This window comes from Lentzea cavernae, assembly GCF_014653695.1.
In the GTDB taxonomy this organism is placed as follows: domain Bacteria; phylum Actinomycetota; class Actinomycetes; order Mycobacteriales; family Pseudonocardiaceae; genus Lentzea; species Lentzea cavernae.
In genome coordinates this window covers 77,048-96,465 of the sequence record NZ_BNAR01000017.1, presented here as the reverse complement: position 1 = coordinate 96,465, position 19,418 = coordinate 77,048, and the positions used below count along the sequence as shown (strand labels likewise).

The 19,418-nt window shown below is 68.8% G+C and carries 20 protein-coding genes; 8 read left to right on the top strand and 12 right to left on the bottom strand.

Annotation, left to right across the window (positions count from 1 at the left end):
- Window positions 1-57 precede the first annotated feature (57 nt).
- The 6 genes from IE307_RS37575 to IE307_RS37550 form a co-directional block, all read right to left on the bottom strand.
- Window positions 58-1,380 carry a tyrosine-type recombinase/integrase gene (locus IE307_RS37575; protein WP_191304222.1) on the bottom strand — a complete coding sequence of 441 codons (1,323 nt, stop codon included), beginning with the start codon at window positions 1,378-1,380 and terminating at the stop codon, window positions 58-60.
- 427 nt (window positions 1,381-1,807) lie between these two features.
- Window positions 1,808-2,026, bottom strand: coding sequence for an excisionase family DNA-binding protein (locus IE307_RS37570; RefSeq protein ID WP_191304221.1), 219 nt, complete (start codon window positions 2,024-2,026; stop codon window positions 1,808-1,810).
- A 184-nt stretch (window positions 2,027-2,210) separates the two neighbouring features.
- Window positions 2,211-3,593 carry a DUF3987 domain-containing protein gene (locus IE307_RS37565; RefSeq protein WP_229905471.1) on the bottom strand — a complete coding sequence of 461 codons (1,383 nt, stop codon included), beginning with the start codon at window positions 3,591-3,593 and terminating at the stop codon, window positions 2,211-2,213.
- A 56-nt stretch (window positions 3,594-3,649) separates the two neighbouring features.
- Window positions 3,650-3,958 carry a hypothetical protein gene (locus IE307_RS37560; RefSeq protein ID WP_191304219.1) on the bottom strand — a complete coding sequence of 103 codons (309 nt, stop codon included), beginning with the start codon at window positions 3,956-3,958 and terminating at the stop codon, window positions 3,650-3,652.
- 214 nt (window positions 3,959-4,172) lie between these two features.
- Window positions 4,173-4,646 (bottom strand): hypothetical protein, encoded by a 474-nt coding sequence (locus IE307_RS37555; RefSeq protein ID WP_191304218.1) that lies wholly within the window; start codon window positions 4,644-4,646, stop codon window positions 4,173-4,175.
- Window positions 4,643-4,942 carry a helix-turn-helix domain-containing protein gene (locus IE307_RS37550; protein ID WP_191304217.1) on the bottom strand — a complete coding sequence of 100 codons (300 nt, stop codon included), beginning with the start codon at window positions 4,940-4,942 and terminating at the stop codon, window positions 4,643-4,645. The genes IE307_RS37555 and IE307_RS37550 overlap by 4 nt, the downstream gene beginning before the upstream one ends.
- Before the next feature lie 183 nt (window positions 4,943-5,125).
- On the opposite strand from IE307_RS37550, the gene IE307_RS37545 reads away from it, so the two are divergent.
- The 4 genes from IE307_RS37545 (at window position 5,126) to IE307_RS37530 (ending at window position 9,649) form a co-directional block, all read left to right on the top strand.
- Window positions 5,126-5,488, top strand: a complete 363-nt coding sequence (locus IE307_RS37545) for a GntR family transcriptional regulator (protein WP_191304216.1) — start codon at window positions 5,126-5,128, stop codon at window positions 5,486-5,488.
- A gap of 98 nt (window positions 5,489-5,586) precedes the next feature.
- Window positions 5,587-7,113, top strand: a complete 1,527-nt coding sequence (locus tag IE307_RS37540) for a helix-turn-helix domain-containing protein (protein WP_229905470.1) — start codon at window positions 5,587-5,589, stop codon at window positions 7,111-7,113.
- A 1,077-nt stretch (window positions 7,114-8,190) separates the two neighbouring features.
- Window positions 8,191-8,613 (top strand): MarR family winged helix-turn-helix transcriptional regulator, encoded by a 423-nt coding sequence (locus IE307_RS37535; protein WP_191304215.1) that lies wholly within the window; start codon window positions 8,191-8,193, stop codon window positions 8,611-8,613.
- Window positions 8,614-8,665: 52 nt separating this feature from the next.
- Window positions 8,666-9,649 carry a zinc-binding dehydrogenase gene (locus tag IE307_RS37530; protein WP_191304214.1) on the top strand — a complete coding sequence of 328 codons (984 nt, stop codon included), beginning with the start codon at window positions 8,666-8,668 and terminating at the stop codon, window positions 9,647-9,649.
- Window positions 9,650-9,718: 69 nt separating this feature from the next.
- On the opposite strand, the gene IE307_RS37525 is transcribed toward IE307_RS37530, so the two are convergent.
- From IE307_RS37525 to IE307_RS37515, 3 genes are all read right to left on the bottom strand, one after another.
- The gene (locus tag IE307_RS37525; RefSeq protein ID WP_191304213.1) at window positions 9,719-10,213 is read right to left on the bottom strand and encodes an RICIN domain-containing protein; all 495 of its coding nucleotides are present in this window, start codon (window positions 10,211-10,213) and stop codon (window positions 9,719-9,721) included.
- 127 nt (window positions 10,214-10,340) lie between these two features.
- Complete coding sequence (locus tag IE307_RS37520; protein ID WP_191304212.1) at window positions 10,341-10,796, bottom strand: hypothetical protein; 456 nt, start codon at window positions 10,794-10,796, stop codon at window positions 10,341-10,343.
- A 44-nt stretch (window positions 10,797-10,840) separates the two neighbouring features.
- Window positions 10,841-11,419 carry a single stranded DNA-binding domain-containing protein gene (locus IE307_RS37515; protein WP_191304211.1) on the bottom strand — a complete coding sequence of 193 codons (579 nt, stop codon included), beginning with the start codon at window positions 11,417-11,419 and terminating at the stop codon, window positions 10,841-10,843.
- Between the two features lie 80 nt (window positions 11,420-11,499).
- On the opposite strand from IE307_RS37515, the gene IE307_RS37510 reads away from it, so the two are divergent.
- The 3 genes from IE307_RS37510 to IE307_RS37500 are packed head-to-tail and all read left to right on the top strand — an operon-like array spanning window position 11,500 to window position 13,928.
- Window positions 11,500-12,168 carry a response regulator transcription factor gene (locus IE307_RS37510; protein WP_191304210.1) on the top strand — a complete coding sequence of 223 codons (669 nt, stop codon included), beginning with the start codon at window positions 11,500-11,502 and terminating at the stop codon, window positions 12,166-12,168.
- The gene (locus tag IE307_RS37505) at window positions 12,165-13,442 is read left to right on the top strand and encodes a sensor histidine kinase (protein ID WP_191304209.1); all 1,278 of its coding nucleotides are present in this window, start codon (window positions 12,165-12,167) and stop codon (window positions 13,440-13,442) included. Before IE307_RS37510 ends, IE307_RS37505 begins: the two co-directional genes overlap by 4 nt.
- Window positions 13,443-13,454: 12 nt before the next feature.
- Complete coding sequence (locus IE307_RS37500; protein ID WP_191304208.1) at window positions 13,455-13,928, top strand: hypothetical protein; 474 nt, start codon at window positions 13,455-13,457, stop codon at window positions 13,926-13,928.
- Here IE307_RS37500 and IE307_RS37495 read toward each other — a convergent pair.
- The 3 genes from IE307_RS37495 to IE307_RS37485 all read right to left on the bottom strand — a co-directional run bounded on the left by IE307_RS37495 (window position 13,925) and on the right by IE307_RS37485 (window position 17,210).
- On the bottom strand, window positions 13,925-14,701 hold the full coding sequence (locus IE307_RS37495) for a neutral zinc metallopeptidase (RefSeq protein ID WP_229905469.1): 777 nt from the start codon (window positions 14,699-14,701) through the stop codon (window positions 13,925-13,927). The two genes, IE307_RS37500 and IE307_RS37495, sit on opposite strands and share 4 nt — an antisense overlap.
- 129 nt (window positions 14,702-14,830) lie before the next feature.
- Window positions 14,831-16,033 carry a neutral zinc metallopeptidase gene (locus IE307_RS37490; RefSeq protein ID WP_229905468.1) on the bottom strand — a complete coding sequence of 401 codons (1,203 nt, stop codon included), beginning with the start codon at window positions 16,031-16,033 and terminating at the stop codon, window positions 14,831-14,833.
- Between the two features lie 127 nt (window positions 16,034-16,160).
- Complete coding sequence (locus IE307_RS37485; RefSeq protein WP_268250454.1) at window positions 16,161-17,210, bottom strand: neutral zinc metallopeptidase; 1,050 nt, start codon at window positions 17,208-17,210, stop codon at window positions 16,161-16,163.
- 549 nt (window positions 17,211-17,759) lie between these two features.
- On the opposite strand from IE307_RS37485, the gene IE307_RS37480 reads away from it, so the two are divergent.
- Window positions 17,760-19,409, top strand: coding sequence for a DUF2207 domain-containing protein (locus IE307_RS37480; protein ID WP_373306070.1), 1,650 nt, complete (start codon window positions 17,760-17,762; stop codon window positions 19,407-19,409).
- Window positions 19,410-19,418: the final 9 nt, after the last annotated feature.

Sequence of the window (19,418 nt, the reverse complement as noted above, 5' to 3'; positions counted from 1 at the left end):
CAGCAAAAACGGGGCCACCTGGTGTCAGGTGGCCCCGCCGGGGTCTCAGTTCGGGTCTCAGTCGCCGTCCCAGATGAACCCGTTGATGCGCCTAGCGACGTCTCGCCGGACTGGCGCGGTCACGTGCATGTAGCGCGCTGCCATCGCGATGTTCGACCAGCCCATGAACTCCATCACCGCGCGTTCGGGCACGCCGAGGATGAGAAGCACGGTGGCGGCCGTGTGCCGGGCGTCGTGCAGACGAGCGTCCCGCACTCCGGCCTGCGTCAGGAACGCTTTCCAGTCCTTCCGGTCGTTACTCGGGTCGATCGGCAATCCGTTGGGCTGAGCGAACATCCAACCGCCCTCGTGCCACTCGTTACCGGCGGTTTCGCGCTCTGCGGCTTGCTGCGCCTCGTGCTTGATCAGCAGTTCGTACAACTCGTCTGGAAGCACGATGCCGCGTTTTCCAGCACTCGACTTCACCTCAACTTCGACTAGGCCGCCACCGATCCTTTCAGGACACTTATTGGCGTGTCCCTGGCACTCGATCGGGCACGGCGGTGGGCAGGGCTTTCGCTTGTGGCGGCACCGTTTCCCGCACGGCTTCACCTTGTGGTGCTTCGCGGCGCATACCGCGACGTCCTCACACCCGTGTTGCCAGCTCTGGCGTTGAAGCTGCCGCGTGATCCGGATCGTTCGCGTGCTCTTGTCCAGCCGCGACCATTTCAGGCCCAGTGTTTCGCCCTGGCGCGTTCCCAGTGCAAGCGCCAACACGAAGCGCGCGCCGTTTCTGCGGTCGAGCGCTGTTTTCACGAGTCGTTTGATCTCGTCCTCGTGGAACGGCTCGATTTCGCTCTCTTCCACCTTCGGGGGCCGTGCTAGTTCTGCCGGGTTCTCCGTTACGTGACGTCGACGCATGGCCTCGTTCAGTGCGGTGATCGCCGTGCGGTGAATCTGGCCTATCGTGCTTGGCTTGTGACGTCCCGTCTTGAGCATCTTTTGGTACAGCTTTTCGAAGTGCTCAGGTGCAAGCCGGTCGATCTTGTGAGCGCCCAAGCCTGGAATGAGGTGCAGGTAAACGGCGGTTCGGTACGACGTCGCGGCCTTGTAGCGCAGAGACGGCGCAGCGATCGTCTCAACCCAGTGCGTTAGCCACATTTCGAATGTCCAAGCGCGGCCAGCCTTCTTGACCTTTCCGCTGTCGCGCTGCCGTTCCAGGTCGCGAACGGCAGTGATGACCTCACCTTCGGTGCCGCGCTTGATATGGCGGCGGTCGGGCTTGCCGTTGTCGAGCACGCCCATCGTGACGCGGCCGTGCCACTTGCCGTCTGCGCCGTAGTAGATGCTGCTGGCACCGTTGGGTGCGCGGGTTCCTTCAGGGCGGGGCTTGCGTGCCATGTGCCGTGGTCCTCTCGTGTGCGTGTGCAAATCTGCCGCTTCAGGGAAGGAGTGGATGGGGGAGCAACGTGTGCTCTGGGCGCGTTTTTCGAGGTCTGAGCAGTGGGCTTGTGGATCTTCCCTGGACAGGGTTCGTGCTGGTCAGGTCAGGGAAGTTGGTCAGGGAAGGTTTCAGGGGAAAATCCCTGAGAGTTCGTGCTTCCCTGGGTGCTTCCCTGCGGTCGGCGGGTGGTGAAAGACGGCCCTACTACCCCGCCCAGACGGGCGCTGCTCTGGATCGGCCGGCGTGTTCGCGCGGTGACGCAACCGGTGAGCTCGTGCGTGACGTTTGCGGCTCGACCGTGCGTGACGTTTCCGTCCTGGATGCTTCCGTCACGGGGACTCGAGCCGCTTCCGTCACCGCCTGGGCGGGGTAGTGGGGCTGCTCTTAGGCCGCGTTGGGTCCGGCTGCCAGCGTGGCTGTGTAGGCGTCCAGGGCCGTCGTGGGAATGCGCCGCAGGCGTCCGATTAGGACAGAGTCGATCTCGCCGGACTTGAGGAGCCCGAACATGGTGGTGCGGCTGATGGAGAGCCGCCGTGCGGCTTCCTCGACACGGAGCAGGATACGGGGCTGCTCCGGTCCGGGCGTGGCGTTGGTGGTGGGCATGTCCGGTGTCCTTCCCGAGCCCGCGCGGGCTGCTGTGTCTGGCGAACTTGGCGAATTGGCGAAATAAGTCCCTGACCTGCGCTTTCGTGTCGGACTTGTTTCGCACGTGGCGAATTAAGTCCCTCCCAGCCCGGGGCACGTACCGCTTGACCTGCGCAAACGTGCCCCGGACTTAATTCGCCAACTACTCCCGCCGGGCGGCGATGTAGGTCACGGTCGGCCGTCCCTTGCCGGGTTGAGTGGTCTTGGTGAGGCGTCCTGCGTCGCAGAGCTGTCCGAGCAGCGCCGCCAAGTCGATCCCGTCACGCTTGGTGTGGCCCTGGAACACCTCCTTCGTGATCTCCGTCGTGGTCTTGCCGTCCGGTGCGGCGGCGGTCAGGTAGGTCATGACCTTGTCCGCCGCGTCGTTCGGTGCGAGCACGGCGCGGGCGGACGCGATCGAGTAGCGGACCAGCGCGGCGGCGGCGGTCATGTGCGCCGGGGTGATCTGGTCGGTGCGGTCAAGCGCGGCATAGAGCGCGGCGATCCGCAGGCACGTCACGCCCGCGCGGGAGATGAACTCGTCCACCTGCGGGCGGTCGCGTCCGAGGTGGCCGGTGAACTCCAGTTGGAGCCGCTTCCACTCCAGTTCGGCGGCGTCGGTGCAGCCGAGCGCGCCGAGCTGGGAGGCCTCGCTCAGGCGCTTGCCCAGTGAGGCGGCAAGCTCGGTCATGAGCTGCATGTCCGGCGCGGCCGGGAAGAACTTGGACGCGGCGACGGCGACGGGGAGAAACCGGTTGTAGGTGCCGCCTGCCAGGTCGGACGCGGAGACCTTGGCGGTGAACTCGCCGGGGGTGATGTGGGCGACGATGCCGAGGTGGCTCTGTCGGGCCATGCGGGCGTCGACGTTGAGGGTGGACAGGTTGCCGCCCTCCCAGGCCGCGCGCAGCGTCGCGGACAGGGTGTTGCCCTCACGCTTCATGCGCGCCATGACCGACGCCCACTCCGGTTCCACGGCCAGCAGGCGGCAGTCCCCCTCGGGCAGAAGTCGCGGTTTGCTGCCCGCCTTGCCGTCCTCCGCCTCTGCGGCGAACACGGTCGCCAGGCCCTCACCGGTGGACAGTCCGGTGTGGACGTTGCTGGCACGGAAACCGTTGTCCGCCATGCCAATTAGCGTCAGCGCTGCGTTCGTCGCCGTGCCCTTACGGCCCAGGCCGGTCGTGCCGACCAGCAGCGGCCACACCAACAGCGGGTGCTTTTCGAACCCGAGTTGGAGGTGCGGGCCGTGGCCGATGAACACGCCGGCCGCGCTCACCAGGGAGGCCAGCACGCCCACCGGGTCGGCTTCGGTGTGCGGGTCGATTCGGTCGGCCAGCCTGCCCAGGTAGCACTCGAATGCGGCCGGTTCGATCGACGGCAGCCACAGCCGCGCGCGGGTCACCTGTGCCGCCGCCTCCGCGTCCAGCTCCGCCACCGTGGTGGCGCTGGCGGTGGCGGTGTCGGGCTGTGCGATCGGGGTGACGGGGTACAGCCGCCGCCCGCCGGGCCGGTGGCCGTTGGTGGGTGGTGTGGTGCTCGCGTGGGTCACGACGGCTCCTGACGACGAACGGACAGACGAGACGAGTGGGGGAGTGGGAGGCATGGTCAGAGGCGGTCCAGGGCGTCGAGCACGGCGGGCGCGAACGCGACGCACTGCGCCATGTACGCGGCCAGCTCCGGCGCCTGGTCGGTGCCGCGCGCGGCGGTCACCACGGCGGTCAGGTCGTCCAGTCGGCACACGGGATCGGTGGCCACCGCCAGGACGTAGCGGGCCATCTGCTCCGCGCCGATCTGAGCCCAGTACGACGGGTCCGGAGCACCCACGTACAGGGCCGCGATCACGTCGTTCAGGGTGAGCACGAGGTGGGTCTGGGAAGGGCTGGGAAGAGCGGAAACGTGGTTGCGGGCGCGCATGGCGCGAACCTCCGGGAAGACTCGGGAAGCACGGGGAACGGGTGGGTCTACGGGGTGGCTGACCAGCGGTCCGCGCGGTCGGCGGGAACAGCCGGTACAGGCCGGGTAATGCGGAAACGGGATCGGCGGGTCTGTCCGGCGCTGGCGCGGGAAGCGCACCCGGAACACGGGCGCGTGGCGGTTCGAGCACCGCCGGACAGACCGGGTTCGTGGGTCAGCTCAGGTCGGCGGGGACCGCGTCGGCGCGGGACGGCAGCGGCTGTCCGCCGCGCCACGCCCGGCACGTGAGCCGGTAGGCCAGGCCCGTGCACAGCTTCATCCGCGACACCGACCACGGGAGCAGCTCGATCAGCTCCTCGCCGGTGCGGTCGTGGTGCCGAGCCGACGTGAGCATGGCCACGGTGGCGGCGCGGTCGAAGTGCCGGATGGAGTCCAGGCCGACCGTGACGAGAGCGAACACGACCAGCTCCGCCAGCTCGGCCACGGTGAGCTTGTTGGACAGCGGACGGCCGGACAGGTGCAGAGCGGCGGCGATCTCACCGCAGTTGCGCAACTCCACCGGAGCCGTCAGAACCGGGCTGCTGAACTCCTGGGCGAACTTGCCGTCCTCGTGCTGGAACGCCCGCGTGGACACCGAACCGGGCTGCTGCGGGCCGTGCGCGGTCCGCGTGATCGTGGGGGCGCTCATGCCTTCACCACCGAACGCAGCGGCGTAACGGTCGCGGCCGGAGCCGAATCGGCCGGCGTGTCCGTGCGGTCCGCGGCTTCCGGTGACTCGTCGCCCACCACGAACGCCTGGAAACCGGCCTCCGAGCACGCCTCGTCGAACGCGATGAGCGAGTGCTCCGGGACGCGGATCGCGCCACCGATCTTGTAGGCGTCCAGCTGCCCGGACTTGATGGCGCGGTAGATCGTGTGAACCGAGACGTCATACCGTTCGGCGACTGCCTTGACCCGGAAGAACCGGGTACCATCGTGCTGCATCGCAAGCTCCTGAGGCTCGATGTGATCTGACCGCCCCGGCCGGTGTTCCAGCACCGCCGGGGCTTTTTGCTGTCTGCCGCTCTAGCGATCAGTGCGACAGGTGCAACGCTAGCGAAAGAGTTCTAGAGAGTCAACACTCTGTATGTCTAGATCAGTTGAAACTGTGCCTGTAGGGTGTCTGACATGGCAAAACCCGATCCGAACGACGGACGGCCGTCGTACTTGCAGGTTGCTGATCTGATCAAGAAAGCGATCAGGGACGGCGAGTACGCGCCAGGCGATCAGCTGCCAGCGCTTGGAGCGCTTGCGACGCAGTTTGACGTGGCCGTGGGCACGGTGCGAAGTGCGGTAAACCTGTTGCAGGACAACGAAGTTCTTGTCATTCGGCACGGACGCGGGACGTTTGTCCACAGTGATCTGAACGTCGATGATCTTGCGGTTCCCTTGTCTCATAACCAGTCGGGGGACAACGGCGAGGTTCTGCGGTTGTTGCGCGAGATCAGCGATCAGCTTGCGGACATCCAACGTCGCTTGCCCGTGCAGTAAGTAGCCGGTTTCGCTGTGGTTGCTGCCTTCATGAGATCAGCATCCGATCAGCGGGTACCTGGTGTCCAAAGACTGGTTGTCCTATGAGCGTTGCTGGAATGACTGACTGGCATAAGCGCAGGTCAGACGACTTAGAGGCAGGGGAGAAGATGGAAACCGATGGCCAGTGGCTGTCTCGGCCGACGTCCGAGGCAGGCCTCAACACGGGCCTTCTGGCGGAAGTGTTGAAGGAGTACCGGCAGGCCAACGGCCTGAACCAAGGTGACCTCGCCAAGCTGCTGAACCTTGACCAGTCTTACGTCTCGAAGATCGAGACAGGGCAACGCCAGGTGCGAGACCTTGAGACGCTGTTGCGGATCGCCAACCGCTTGAACATCCCGCCCAGTCACGTTGGCGTCTCGCAGGAGCTTTTGCAGCCCGTTGCGCCTCCGTCCTCCGGCGCACTTGTCGACGCCGTAGATCCAGTTGAGGTCAGCCAAAGTGACTGGAAGCGCGAACGGCGTTTCTTGAATCGTCATCGCGGTGAACTGGCGCAATTGGCAAAGCAGCTTTATAGCCCAGATTTCCATGTCGGTGACAACGTCACGTTCATGGCCAAACCTGAATGGATGGCTGAAAGGCCGATTCCGCTTGAAGATATCGAGCTGCGTTGGGTAGAGGACCGGGTTCCGATCGAGGTTACCGGGGGTGAGCCTGAGGCGGCAGGTGTCTTGCCATTGCGGGTACCTGGTCGACGATTCGAGCGCTACACGTCCGCCATTCGGTATCTCGATCGCCCGTCGCTGTTTGAGAACCGTTCAAGCTATCGCCTGCTGGAAGCGAACCTGAAAGCCGGTGACGCTCGGCTGACTTTCGGCTTGGGTACCTACTTCGACAAGCTGGATGCTTCAGAAGCGGCAGCGCATGAGCTAGCGGGAGTGGTACGCCAAGGTCCGGCAGATGAGGTGCCGGAATGGTCTGCGTTGCCGCTGCGAGCGCTGATCGGCGATCCTTTCGATCTGAATCGGCGGGGTGTAATGCCCGCTATTGAAACGCTCACTCTTCGGCGTCAGCGTGACACGGGTAAAGCGACATTCTTGCTTCATTGGCGTGATCCAGCGAAGGTTGCCACTGCTGCTGGGATTTACGGCCTTATCCCGGCAGGCGAATTTCAGCCCTCAAGTGTTGCGGCCTGGGACACAAAGAACGATTTTGATCTATGGCGCAATATGGTGCGCGAGTACTCTGAGGAAGTTCTGGGAGAGCCTGAGCGCGATGGAAGTTCAGGAGAGCCAATCAACTACGATGAATGGTCTTTCTATCGAGCGCTTAAAAAAGCTCGGGATGAAGAACGCGTTACGGCTTATTGCCTCGGAATTGGGCTGGATACGCTGACTCTCACGGCGACATTGCTTACGGTTGTTGTCATTGATGATGACGTATTCGATGACGTGTTCGGTGAAGCCGTGCAGATCAATGCTGAGGGTGCGTTGGTCACTGCCATGGAGTCAACGGCAGTATCTGAGGGGGTGCCATTTACTGAGGAGACAGTGCGACGGATGCTGACCTCGGAACCGATGGCATCACCTGGCGCGTGCATCCTCGCGCGCAGCTGGGAGTTCAGGGATGACCTGCTAGGTCGGTAACGGAGACGTTGGCGAATTAAGTCTGGGGCACGTTTGCGCAGGTCAGGCGATACGTGCCCCGGACTGAGAGGGACTTAATTCGCCACGTGCGAAATAAGTCCAACGCGAAACCGCAGGTCAGGGACTTATTTCGCCAATTCGCCACTTTCGCAGGGATCGAGCACGCCGCTCGTGGACCAATGGCTGACGGCTCTTCGATGCTCGAACTCGGCTGCAACGCCTTGAGCAGCGATGATGTCAACGCCGGCGTTGCCCGCGGGGACCTCTCCGAGCTGTGCCAATCCCTGTCTCGGCTTCAGCGCATCTGCGGGGGAGTCAGCCGGGGAGGCGCGGCGGCGGCGGGGAGTTCTCCCCAGGTGCCTCCCCGCTCCGCCTCCCCTGCTTGACCAGCGCTGAAGCCGGAGGGGGAGGCGGGGAGGCAGTAGCTCCGCGCGGCCTGAAACGGCCTCAAGAGTCCATCTTCGGGCAGCGGTGCACCTCCCTCCCCGCCGTCGCCGCACTCTGTCTGTGGACCTCAGGGAGGCAGACACACGCTGCCCGCAACCTCGTTCTCGCGGGGTATTCGCGGACTGGAGGCAATGTGCCTCCCTGACTCCCTGACAAGCCGTCAGCGCTGCTCAGGGCAGGGAGGCAGGGGCAGGGAGGCGTACAGGGAGTTCTCCCTGCCAGGTGGCCGACTCCCTGACGCTCTCCCTGCCTAGCGGCTGCCAGCAAGACCCACGGAAACACCTGTTTCACGACCTACAGGAGGGGTCTCGCATAGGTCCCTAGAGCGCTAGACCGCAGGTTGCCCCTAGTGCCTGCCCCTAGAGGTGCCGCTAGGCCTAGAGGCAGCAGGGGCTAGACCTAGCGGCGTTCTAGGCCCCAGGCCGCAGGGTCTCAAACAGGGTCTCAGTACGGCACCGTTCAAGCCGTTGCTGTAGTCGCGTACATAGCACTGACCTGGGCAAACACACTAGCTTGCACCCGGTGGAACGGTGTGCGCGCCAATCTACGTCAAGAAGGTCACCCCGCCCGGCGAGGAGTAACCCAAGGTCGTGGAGCAAGTCCAGGAGTATCTCAAGTTAGGCTCGGCGCATGGTGGTCGATGAGCTCGCGGCGTCGTTGCTGTACCAGGTGACGGCGCTGGCCGGAGAGGTCGCCGGCCGGATGAACGACGGCCTGGAACGGCTGGAGCTCACCGGCCCGACGGCGAACCTGCTGTGGATCCTCGACCCGGACGCCGAGCCGCAACCGCTGCGCAAACTGGCCGCCCTCATGCGGTGCGACCCCTCCAACATCAGTCTGCTCAGCGCGCAGCTGGAGGAACGCGGGCTCGCCGAGCGGCGCCCGCACCCCAAGGACGGGCGGGTCCGGACGCTGGTGCTGACCGCCGAAGGCCGAGACGTGCGCGAGCGCCTTCTCGCCGTCGTCGCCCGGCACTCGCCCTTCGCCCAACTCGGCCACGACGACCAGCTGCTCCTCCATTCCCTGCTCGCCAAGGCGCTCACCGACCTGTAGCGACGACAACTCGTTGAGCAGTTCCTTGAGATTCTCATGTAAAGTCCGTGGCATGACCACTGAGACAGGCGCGAGACGGGTACGACTGACCTCCACGGGAGGTCCCGAGGTGCTCCGGGTGGAGACCGTGCCGGTGCCGGAACCGGGCCCCGGACAGGTCCTGATCACCACGGAGGCCGCGGGAGTGGCGTTCCACGACATCTCGACCCGCCGTGGTCTCACCCCCGGCGCCCTCCCGGAGGTCCAGGGGTTCGACGTCGTCGGGCGCGTCGCGCGGGTGGGCGCCGGAGTCGCGGAGTTCATCGTCGGCCAGCGCGTCGGCGCTCTGATCGGCGCCGGCGGGTACGCGACGCACGTGCTGGCACCGGCCTCGCGGACCGCCCCGCTGCCCGCGGAACCTCCCGCCGAGCACCTCGACGCGCTGATGCTCAACTACCTCACGGCCTGGCAGATGTTCCACCGGGTGGCCAGGCCGGCGCCCGGCGAGGCCGTGCTGGTGCTCGGTGCGGCCGGCGGAGTGGGATCCGCGTTGTCGCAGATCGCCAGGGCGGCGGGAGTCGAGGTCTACGGCACCTCCAGTCCGGGCAGGCGCGGCCGGGTCGAGGCGGGCGGCGCCACCTGGGTCGCGGACCAGGCCGCGGTGCCCGTGCCCGTCGCGGCCGTGTTCGACCCGGTGGGCGGCCCTTCGCTGGCGCGCTCCCGGCGTGCCACGGCACCGTCGGGTGTGGTGGTGTCGTACGGATTCAGCTTCGCCACCGGAGCCGGCTACTCCAAAGCTGGCGCGATGGCGCGCACCATCGGAGCCCTCCTGCGCGCGAAGCTCACGCCGGGGCCCCGTGTGGTCGTGCACACCGTGGCGCGCGCGGTCGACAAGGATCCCGCCGGGTTCCGGGCCGACATCGCCGCACTGGTCGGGCAACTGGAAGCCGGCGCCATCAGGCCCGAGGTCGTCACCCTACCGCTGGAGCAGGCCGCCGAAGCCCACCGCCGCCTGGAGAACCGCGAGGTCGAAGGCAAGCTGGTCCTGGTTCCGTGACGACCCGCGCACGCCTCGGGGACGGAAGAACCGGGCCGGTGCCCGCCGTGAAGCGGGCACCGGGACACGTCAGAAGTTCGGCCGGGTCCAGGCCTGGTCCGGGAAGGGCGCGCACTCGTACTGCACGATCTGAGCGCCGTCGGCGTCCCCCTGGACCAGCAGGCACTTGTTGCTGTTGACGTTCTGCAGGTAGAGCCCCGAGGTGTGGTGCGGGTAGCTCACGGCCCTGAAGTACTGGTCGGGGAAGTCCAGGCAGGTGTGCTGGACGGCCGGTGAGTTGTTGTCGTTGCCGCGGACGAGCAGGCACTTGCCGCTGTTCTCGTTGCGGATCTGGAACTGCTGCCAGCCCTTGTCGACGAAGTTCCACTTCTGGTCGATGAAGTCCAGGCACTGGTACTGGGCGGCCGTCGTGTTGTCGGCCTCGCCCTGCACCAGGGCGCACTTGCCGCTGTTCAGGTTCTTCAGCCGGTAGCCGGTGGCCGCGCCGGCGGGCTGGGCGACGCCGGTCAGGGCGAGCACCACGCCGAAGAAGATGACCGCGAATCTGTTTCCCGCACGCTTCAAGAAGTCCCCCAGGGTCGCAAGGTGGGGGAGCGGCCGCGTTGCGGCGTTGTTCGACGGCGGACCCCGCTACCCCCAGGTCAGGTCCACGGAGGACAGTATGACGGGACGGGCCGGAGCGCCACAATCGTCAGGCCGCCGGCTCCGGCCTGCGGGGAGCGGGCAGCACGGCCGGCGCGCGCAGAGGCGCGTAGCGGAAGAGGAACGCGTAGAAACCGCCCGCCAGCGCCGCCATGCACAGCAGCAGCGCGGTGAGGCGCCGCCCTACGGGGAGTCCGACCGGGACGGACGCGGCGGACGACACCATCTCGCCGCCGGTGTTGACGATCTCGACGGTCTCGCCCTTGGAGTGACCGCAGCCGTCGAGCTTGGCCTGCTTCTTCTCGCCGCCCGCGTCCCACTCGACGGTGTCCGTGCCCTGGCCGCACGCGCCGCTGTCGACGACCGTCGCCATCACGGGCTTGGGGGGTTCCTCGTCGCCGAGAACCCTGGCGGGCACCAGAAGCGCGACCGCGACCCCGATCCCGACCAGTCCGACGACCAGCAGGATGAACACCCATCTGTCCGGGCTTCGCGGAACCGCCACACTGCGATGTTCGCAGACGCGGCGGCCCGCGTGGAGCCCAGGTTTTACTTGGGCAGCTGGCGCAGCTTCTCGACCTTGATGGTCTTGCCGTCGGACACGGAACCGGTCACGGCGACGAGGTCGCCGTTCTTCGGCTTCTCGCTCACCGACGACAGGTCGAGCGGCGTCTGGAGGCCGTCCACCTGCACGAGCGTGGCGTTGTTCCCGTTGACGTCCTTGACCGTGCCGCGCTCCTGCGCCTTGGCCAGCGCCACGTTCAGCGCCTTGCCGTCCTTCACGCGCACGGTCACGCGCTGGTCGGCCTTGAGGCCCGCGAGGTCGCCGCCGCGCAGCTTCGTGGAGCCGTCAGTGGTCAACGACACCTCGCTGCCGTCGTCCTTGGTGATCGTGAGCTTGCCGGACTCGACCGCCTTGACGCGTCCGACGACGAGAGTGCTGTCCTTGAGCTTGGCCTTGTCCGCGCGACCGGGCTTGCCGGGACCGCCGGGACCGGGGTGGCGCTCCGCGAACGCCGCGTTCGGAGGGCCGTCGGGACCTTCGGCCGCTGTCGCGACCGCGATGCCGCCGACGGTGAGCCCGACGGCCGCGACGATGGCGCCGGCCCACGCTGATTTCTTCGACATGTGCCACAGGGTGCGCGCGCAATCTGAGCGCCAGCTGAAGGCGAGTCGCCCGAACCGCCGATGATCAGCAGAATGGTGAGGTGTCCGCCAGGGTGTTGGTGATCGAGGACGCCGAGGCGATCGGCGCCGCGGTGTCGTCCGCGTTGCGCGAGTCCGGGTACGAGGTGCAGCACCGCCTGGACGGGCGCCAGCTGGAGGCCGACCTCGGCCGCTTCCGCCCCGACCTGGTCGTGCTCGACGTGATGCTGCCCGGACGCGACGGCTTCCAGCTGCTCGAGGTCATCCGCCGCTCGTCCGGCGCCGGGGTCGTCATGCTGACCGCGCGCGACGGCGTCCCCGACCGGCTGCGCGGGCTCTCCGGCGGCGCCGACGACTACGTGGGCAAGCCGTTCGTGCTGGCGGAGCTCGTGGCACGGGTGTCCGCGGTCCTGCGCCGCCTCGGCCGCACCCCGTCGACCGTGCAGGTCGGCGACCTGGTCGTGGACGCCGACGCCGGTGTCGTCATGCGCGCGGACCGGCCGATCGAACTGACCGCCACCGAACTGCGCCTGCTGGTGTACCTGGCCGCGCAACGCGGGCGCGTGGTGTCCAAGACGCAGATCCTCACCGCCGTGTGGGGCTACGAGGACTACGACCCGAACCTGGTCGAGGTCCACGTCAGCGCCGTGCGCCGCAAGATCGAGGAGCACGGCACCCGGCTCGTGCACACCGTGCGCGGCCTCGGGTACGTGCTGCGGGCCGAGGAATGAACCTCCGCACGGTCTCGTTGCGCCGGCGGGTCGCGGTGTCCGTGCTGCTGGTGCTGTTCATCGTGCTCGTGGCGCTGGTGATCTCGGTCGACCGGACGTTCGCGGGCCAGTCCTCCAGGGACGTCGACGGGGTGCTGAGCAACACCGAGACACGCGCCGTGGCGCAGTTGAGGGCCGGCGTGCCACCGCGTGACGTCGTGCGCCTGCTGAGCAAGCGGAACGTCCACGTCACCATCGAGCTGCCGAACGGCACCGTGGTCGGCAGCGCGCCGGACGAGGGGCAGTTCGAACGCAAGAACCGCAACGTCGGCGGCAACAAGGTCGCCCTGTACGCCGACACCGAGGCGATCTCGCAGGCCCAGCACCGGTTGCGCAAGCTGCTGCTCATCCTGGGGCTCGGCGCGATCGTCATCACGGGCGTGCTGATCGTGGTGGTGGTGCGACGCGCGTTGGCGCCGTTGGACGCCATGACCTCGTTGGCCCAGGCCATCGCAGCAGGGCATCGCGGCGGGCGGCTCAACCCGTCGCGCACCGACACCGAACTCGGGCGCACCGCGGCCGCGTTCGACGGGATGCTGGACTCGCTGGAGGGGTCCGAGCAACGCACCCGCCGGTTCGTGGCCGACGCGGCCCACGAGCTGAGAACTCCGATCACCGGCGTGCAGGCCGTGGCCGAGGCCCTCGTGCAGGCACCCGTCGACTCGCCCGACCGCGACCAGATGTCGTTCCTGCTCGTGCGGGAGGCGCGGCGGGCCGGGCGGCTCGTCGACGACCTGCTCGCGCTGGCCCAGCTCGACGCCGGCTACGAGATGCAGCGCGAGTCGGTGGACCTGCTCGCGCTGGCGGAGGCCGAGGTGTCGCGGACCCGGTTCGTGGCGCCCGACTTCGACATCACCGCGGAAGGCGTCCCGGTCGCCGTCGTCGGTGACGGGCAGCGGCTCGCGCAGGTGCTGGCGAACCTCGTGGACAACGCCCGGCAGGCCACCGGTCCGTCGGGAGCCGTGCGGATCCGGGTCGACCTGACCGGGTTCACCGTGTCCGACAACGGGCCGGGCGTGCCCGAGACCGAGCGAGAACGGATCTTCGACCGGCTGGTGCGGCTCGACGACGCCCGCGACCGGCGTTCGGGCGGGTCCGGGCTCGGGCTGGCCATCGCCCGGGGCGTGATCCGCGCGCACGGCGGTGACCTGACCTGTGAGCCGTCCGCACAGGGAGCCGTGTTCCGGGTGGTGCTGCCCGCCGTTAATCCGGTCGCCCAGCCGAGCGGCGTTTGATTCCATCAAGGCGTGGACGTCGTGGTGCAGTGGGTTCGGACCGAGTGGACCAAGAAGTCCCGGGGTGAGCCCGACGCGTCCCGGCGCGACGCCGTGCCGGAGGCGTTCCCGCTGCCCCACCTGAGGCCGGCCGTGCACGAGGTGCGGATGCTGGAGCGGGAGGGCTTCGCGCCGGTCTGGGCGCGGGAGAGCGGCGAGGTCGACCGCATGGCCCTGGTCCTGCGCGAGGACGACGGTGTGCTGGCCGTGCAGCTGCAGGACACCATGTTCGCCTCGCCGCGCAGGCAGACCAGGCCGTCGCCGGTGCGGCTCGCCCGCGGGGAGTGGCTGCGCTGGCAGCTCAACCACCGGTGGGCGCGGCCGCGCGACGGCGGCTGGAACTACCTGCTGGTCACCCTGAACCTCGCCTACGGGCCCGTAGGCGACGCGAAGGTGTTCCTCGGGACGCCCACGCGGTACGTGGACGAGCGGGCCGACCTGCGTTAGGAGACCGCGGGTGCCGGGGCCGCGAACGTGTTGCAGGCGTCGGTCGAGTTCGCCCTGAAGCCCGCGGACGCCCACTGCGCCTGGTTCTTGGCGGAACCGTGCGCGTTGTCCTCCGGCTTCTCCTCGATGGCGAACTGGAAGTCCTCCTGGGCCTGACGCGCGAGGTTCGACGTCACGGAGCCCCGCCCCGAGGCCGAGTTCAGGAACATGCCCGCGAAGCAGTTCGCCTGCAGCTCGATCCGGCGGGACATCTCGAGGCCCGCCGGCGACCTCTCGCCCGCGTCGGTGATCTTCAGGTCCGCCGCCCGCAGCAGACCCGTCAGGGCCTGGACGTGGTGGCCGTACTCGTGCGACAGCGTGGCCAGGTGGGTCGCCGGGGCCTCACCGCCGCCGTTGTCGCGCATGCGGGACGTGGGCATGTAGATCGTGCGGTTGCGGCCGCAGTAGTAGGCCACCGCGTGGTCGGACTCCGGCGCGGCGCCGCACGGACCGTCCTTCAACGTCGGCGAGGCGTCCAGCAGCGGCTTGTCGAACGGCAGGTTCGCGCCGCCCAGCAACGGGCCCCAGGCGGCGTCCAGGCACTCGACGCCCGCCGCGTAGTAGGCGGCCAGCTGCGCGTCCGACACGCCGAACGCGGGCAGCGAGCAGGTGACCTGGGGCAGCGACACCGGCTTCACCAGGAACGGGTGGTCGGCCAGCCGGTACACCGCGCGCGGGCGGATCGGCGCCGACGGCTCCGTGGACGGCGTCGAGGCAGGGCGGGACCCCGCCATGGCGTGACCCGGGACCACTCTCGGGCGACCCAGTTGACCGATTCCGAGGACGAACGCGACCACCAGCACGAATACCCCTGCGAGCAGGACAGGGTTGTTCTTGGCTGGTTGGGTCACGTTCTCCCCTTCCTAGGAGACGGAACCTGGGTCGGCGGCCCAGGTGTTGCACTCGGACGCCTTGTTCGACTTGTAGCCGCGGTCTACCCAGGTCGCGTTGTTCTGCGGTGTGCCGTGGTCCTTCGTCGGATAGATGTCGTAGTCGCCCCGGTTGCCCGCGTCGGTCAGGGCCACCCTGATCACGTCGATCGGGATGGCACCGTGCGACAACGGGGCCAGCGACATGCCTCCGAAGCACGTCGCCTGCAGCTCCATCCGGCGGTTCAGGTCGAGGCCCTTCGGAGTATCCCATCCCCCCGCGTCGTACTGCGCGCGGTCCGAGGCCTTGAGCATCCCGGTGAGCCACTGGATGTGGTGGCCGTACTCGTGGGCGAGCTGGCCCAGGTACTTGCCGGGGTGGTTCGGGTTGTTCGGGTTGCGCTCGGCGGCGTAGGCGTTCGCCGTCCAGTAGATGCCGCCCTGGCAGTACCGCGCCGTCTGGTCCGGGCGGACCGTGCCGCACGGGTACTGCGACTGCTCGGTGATGATGTGCAGCTCAACGGGCTGGTACGGCAGGTTCGCCGCGTTCATCGCCGGCTTCCACATGCTCTCGATGCACGGCAGCGCGGCGCGCAGGAAGCGGTCCTGGCCCGCGGGCGAGTAGTCCATCGCCGGCAGGGCGCAGCCCTGGACCGTGTTCGCGCCGAAGCCCGGCTTGAGGAACGGGTGGTCCGCCAGCGCGTAGACGGCCTTCGGTCCCGCGGGCGTCGCCGGGGCCGACGGGGTGCGCGACGCCGGGGTGCGCGGCCCGCTGGTCGTCGTCGCGGGGCCCTCCGTCGTGGTGGGCGCGGTGAACGTGGGGCTCTGCGTCGTGTAACCCGAGTAGCCCGTGTCGCGCACCTTGTTGTTCAGCGTCGCCGCGAACACGCCGATCGCGCCCAGTCCGAGGACCACGACACCGCCCAGGATCAGGGCGATCACCGGGCCGTTGCTCCTGCGGCGCGGCGGGCCGGGGTACGGGCCGTAGCCGGGCGGGCCCCACGCAGGGTGCGGCGGGGGCATGACCTGGCCGGGAGGCGGTGGCGGGCCGTAGTACCCCGGCGGCGGGCCCTGCGGAGGCGGGCCGTACGGCGGGGGCGGGCCCTGGGGCGGACGCTGGCCGAGCGGTGCGGGCATCGGCGGCGGGCCGACCGGGCGCGGTGGCGGCCAAGCTCCCGGCGGCGGTGGTTGCGTCATCGCCTGAGGTCCCCCCATAGGTCGTCCTGGGTCGGGTACGAGCATAGGCGGACCGTGATCGCGCGTCCCCCGACCGGGCTAACGCGTCCCACCCACCTACTTGAGACGCGTGGGCCGGGGGATCGGTTCACGAGACGTCGCCGGCACTCGCCGCCCAGGTGTTGCACGCGTTGATCTTGTTCTGCTTGTGGCCGTGCATCACCCAGCGCTCGTTGTTGGGCGCACTGCCGTGGTCGGGCCTGCGGTTGTAGTCACCGCGCTTGCCCGAATCGCTCAGGCCGGTGTTCACGACCTCCATCGGCACGACGTTCTTGTGCGAGAACGGCGCGAGCGTCATGCCGCCGAGGCAGGTGGCCTGCAGTTCGAGCCTGCGGTTGAGCTCCAGGCCCTTCGGGGTGTCAAAACCGCCCACGTCGTACTGGGCCTGGTCGGCGGCGCGCAGCATGCCCGTCAGCCACTGCAGGTGGTGCCCGTACTCGTGGCTGAGCTGTCCCAGGTAGACACCGGGGTGGCGGACCGTGGAGCCGCCCTCGTTCGCGTAGAACGTGCCGGGCCAGTAGATGACGCCCCGGCAGAACATCGCCGTCGTGTTGTTCTGCCGCGACCCGCACGGCGTCTGCACGGTGCCGGTGAACACCTGCAGTTCGGCCGGCTGGTACGGCAGGTTGGCGGCCTTGAGCGCCGGCTGCCACGCCTTCTCGATGCACGGCAGCGCCGCCTCGAGGAACCGCTTCTCGCCCGCCGGGCTGTATTCCATCTGCGGCAACGGGCACGAGTCGAAGTCGTTCGCACCGACGTTCGTCGCGAAGATCGGGTGGTCGGCGAGCTTGTAGACCGCCTTGGGGCCCACCGGGGTCTGCTGCGTGCTCGGCTTCGTGGTGGTGGGGCGCGTGGTCGTGGTGGTGGTCGTTGTCGTCGCCGGGGACGTGTAGGTCGGGCTGTAGGTCGTGTAGTTCGAGTAGCCCGTGTCGCGGACCTTGTTGTTCAGGGTCGCCGCGAAGACGCCGATCGCGCCCAGGCCGAGGACCACCACTCCGCCCAGGACGAGGGCGATGATCGGGCCGCTGCTGCTCCGGCGCGGCGGGGCCATCGGGTAGGGCGGGGGCGCGTACGCGCCTGGGTGGCCGTGGCCCCACATCGGTTGTGGAGGGGGCATGACCGGGCGGGGCGGCGGCATGACCGGGAGTGGTGGTGGGAGCGGGGCACGGCCTGGGGGTGGGCCGTAGTGCGGAGGCGCGCCTACGGCGGGTGGGGCGTTGTAAGTGGGAGGCGCGCCTACGGCGGATGGGGCGTTGTAAGGAGGAGGCGCGCCTACGGGCTGTGGCGGGCCGTACGGCGGGGGTGCGCCTACGGGAGATGGCTGGCCGTGAGGAGGAGGCGGGCGCATGGGCAAGGGCGGCGGGAGCGGCGCACGGCCAGGTGGCGGACCGTACGGAGGAGGCGAGGCCGCAGGCGGTGCGCTCGCGGGCGGTCCCATCGGCGCCTGACCCGCGAGCGGCGGTCCCATCGGCGGACGCGGCTGTCCCTGGACCGGCTGGGGCTGTCCCTGGACCGGAGGGGGAGGCATCGGCGGACCCGGCTGCGGCGGACGCGGAGCCACCGGAGGACCTGCGGGCACGGGCGGCGGCCCCACCGGGCGTGGCGGCGGCCGATAACCCGGCGGCGGTGGTTGCGTCATCGCCGAAGATCCCCCAGATGGCGTCTGTTCGAAAGTCCGCCGGAGCATATGAGGACTCCGCTATTGTCCGCAGCCGTGTTGAAGAACTGGGGTGCGGCGATCTTCGTCGCCGTCGCGCTGACGTCTGTCACGTCTCTCGGGGCGGCCGGCGGCGCGCTCGCGCAGCCGCTTCCCGGCACCGTCAGCACCGAGGTGCGGATGAAGCTGGAGCGCGACGCCCGGCTGTCCGTGACCGAGACCGTCCAGGTGCCCGACGGCAAGACCGTCAGGCGGACCGTCCCCTTGCGACTCGCGGTCGGCAACGAGCTGGAGCGCCAGTACCAGGTCACCGACGCCAAGGTCGAGGGCAAGGGCAGCACCTCGACGAGCGACGACAGCTTCACCGTCACCCTCGAGGGCAACTCCACGCTCACGTACACGGTCGTCGGCGCGGTCGCCCCGATCGGGGACGCGCTGGAGGTCCGCTGGCAGGTCGCGGGCGGGTGGGACAGCGAACTGGACAAGGTCGCCGTCTCGTTCTCCGCGCCGGACTCGCCGACGTCGGTCAACTGCCTCGCCGGGCCCGTCGGGTCGTCGCAGCCGTGCACGAGCGCGGACCTGGCGGACGGCAAGGGCGTGCGGGCGCAGGAGATCAAGCTCGGCGCCGGTGAACGCGTCGACGTCGCGATCGGACTGTCCGCCGGGGTCGTGCCGCCCAACGCCGTGGTGGTCGAGCAGTCGGGTCTCGCGGCCGCGTTCGCGCTGACGCCGGTGAGCGGTGCCGCGCTCGGCGGGCTGCTGGTGCTGCTGCTCGGCGGTGTCGCCCTGCTCTGGTACCTGCGCGGCCGGGACGCGGCGGCGCTCGCGAGCGAGGTCGGCGCGGTGTCCGTGCTGGTCCGCGACGCGAGCGGCAGGGTCGCGTTCGCCTCGCCCGACGGGGTGCTGCCCGGTCAGGTCGGCACGGTCGTCGACGAGCACGTGGACGTGGTGGACGTGACGGCGACGGTCATCGACCTCGCCGTGCGCAACTACCTGTGGATCACCGAGACCGACGGCCACGACTGGCAGATCGTGCGCCGCAACCCGGTGGACGACTCGCTGTCGGGCTACGAGAAGGCCGTCTGCGAGGCGCTGCTCCCGCACGGGACCGAAGCGGTGAGCGTGTCCGAGCTGCGCGGCCGGCAGATCGACCTGGCACACGTCCGCGACCGGCTCTACGCCGACGTCGTGGAGAAGCGCTGGTTCGCGCGCCGCCCCGACGCCGAGCGGAACCTGTTCTGGTGGGCTGGAATCGTGATCGCGGTCCTCGGCGTGGCCGCCACGGTCGTGCTGGCGCTGACGGTCGGCAACGCGCTGTTCGGCCTCGTGGTCGCGGTCGGCGGGGTGGCGCTGGCGTTCGGCGCGCGGTCGATGCCCGCCCGCACCAAGCGCGGCAGCGAGCTGCTCGAGCACGTCCGCGGCCTGCGCGGGTACCTCCACGGGGTGACACCCGAGGACGTTCCCGAGGCCGACCGCGAGCTGGTGTTCTCCCGGTCGCTGCCCTACGCGGTGGTGCTCGGCGCGACCGAGCGCTGGCTCACCACGTTCGGTCAGCAGGACCTTTACTGGTACGGCAACGCATCCGACTTCCGCCGCAGCTTCCCCGCGTTCCTCGGGGCGCTCGACGGCGTGCTCGCCCAGGCGGGCCACCTGCGATCGCTCCGGGCGCCGAACCCGTAGGCTTGCCGC

Excerpts from the sequence above, each read along its gene's own strand:
- IE307_RS37575 (WP_191304222.1), bottom strand. The coding sequence starts at position 1,380 with ATGGCACGCAAGCCCCGCCCTGAAGGAACCCGCGCACCCAACGGTGCC.
- IE307_RS37570 (WP_191304221.1), bottom strand. The coding sequence starts at position 2,026 with ATGCCCACCACCAACGCCACGCCCGGACCGGAGCAGCCCCGTATCCTG.
- IE307_RS37560 (WP_191304219.1), bottom strand. The coding sequence starts at position 3,958 with ATGCGCGCCCGCAACCACGTTTCCGCTCTTCCCAGCCCTTCCCAGACC.
- IE307_RS37555 (WP_191304218.1), bottom strand. The coding sequence starts at position 4,646 with ATGAGCGCCCCCACGATCACGCGGACCGCGCACGGCCCGCAGCAGCCC.
- IE307_RS37550 (WP_191304217.1), bottom strand. The coding sequence starts at position 4,942 with ATGCAGCACGATGGTACCCGGTTCTTCCGGGTCAAGGCAGTCGCCGAA.
- IE307_RS37545 (WP_191304216.1), top strand. The coding sequence starts at position 5,126 with ATGGCAAAACCCGATCCGAACGACGGACGGCCGTCGTACTTGCAGGTT.
- IE307_RS37540 (WP_229905470.1), top strand. The coding sequence starts at position 5,587 with ATGACTGACTGGCATAAGCGCAGGTCAGACGACTTAGAGGCAGGGGAG.
- IE307_RS37535 (WP_191304215.1), top strand. The coding sequence starts at position 8,191 with ATGGTGGTCGATGAGCTCGCGGCGTCGTTGCTGTACCAGGTGACGGCG.
- IE307_RS37530 (WP_191304214.1), top strand. The coding sequence starts at position 8,666 with ATGACCACTGAGACAGGCGCGAGACGGGTACGACTGACCTCCACGGGA.
- IE307_RS37515 (WP_191304211.1), bottom strand. The coding sequence starts at position 11,419 with ATGTCGAAGAAATCAGCGTGGGCCGGCGCCATCGTCGCGGCCGTCGGG.
- IE307_RS37505 (WP_191304209.1), top strand. The coding sequence starts at position 12,165 with ATGAACCTCCGCACGGTCTCGTTGCGCCGGCGGGTCGCGGTGTCCGTG.
- IE307_RS37495 (WP_229905469.1), bottom strand. The coding sequence starts at position 14,701 with ATGGCGGGGTCCCGCCCTGCCTCGACGCCGTCCACGGAGCCGTCGGCG.
- IE307_RS37490 (WP_229905468.1), bottom strand. The coding sequence starts at position 16,033 with ATGACGCAACCACCGCCGCCGGGAGCTTGGCCGCCACCGCGCCCGGTC.
- IE307_RS37485 (WP_268250454.1), bottom strand. The coding sequence starts at position 17,210 with ATGCCGCCGCCCCGCCCGGTCATGCCCCCTCCACAACCGATGTGGGGC.
- IE307_RS37480 (WP_373306070.1), top strand. The coding sequence starts at position 17,760 with ATGAGGACTCCGCTATTGTCCGCAGCCGTGTTGAAGAACTGGGGTGCG.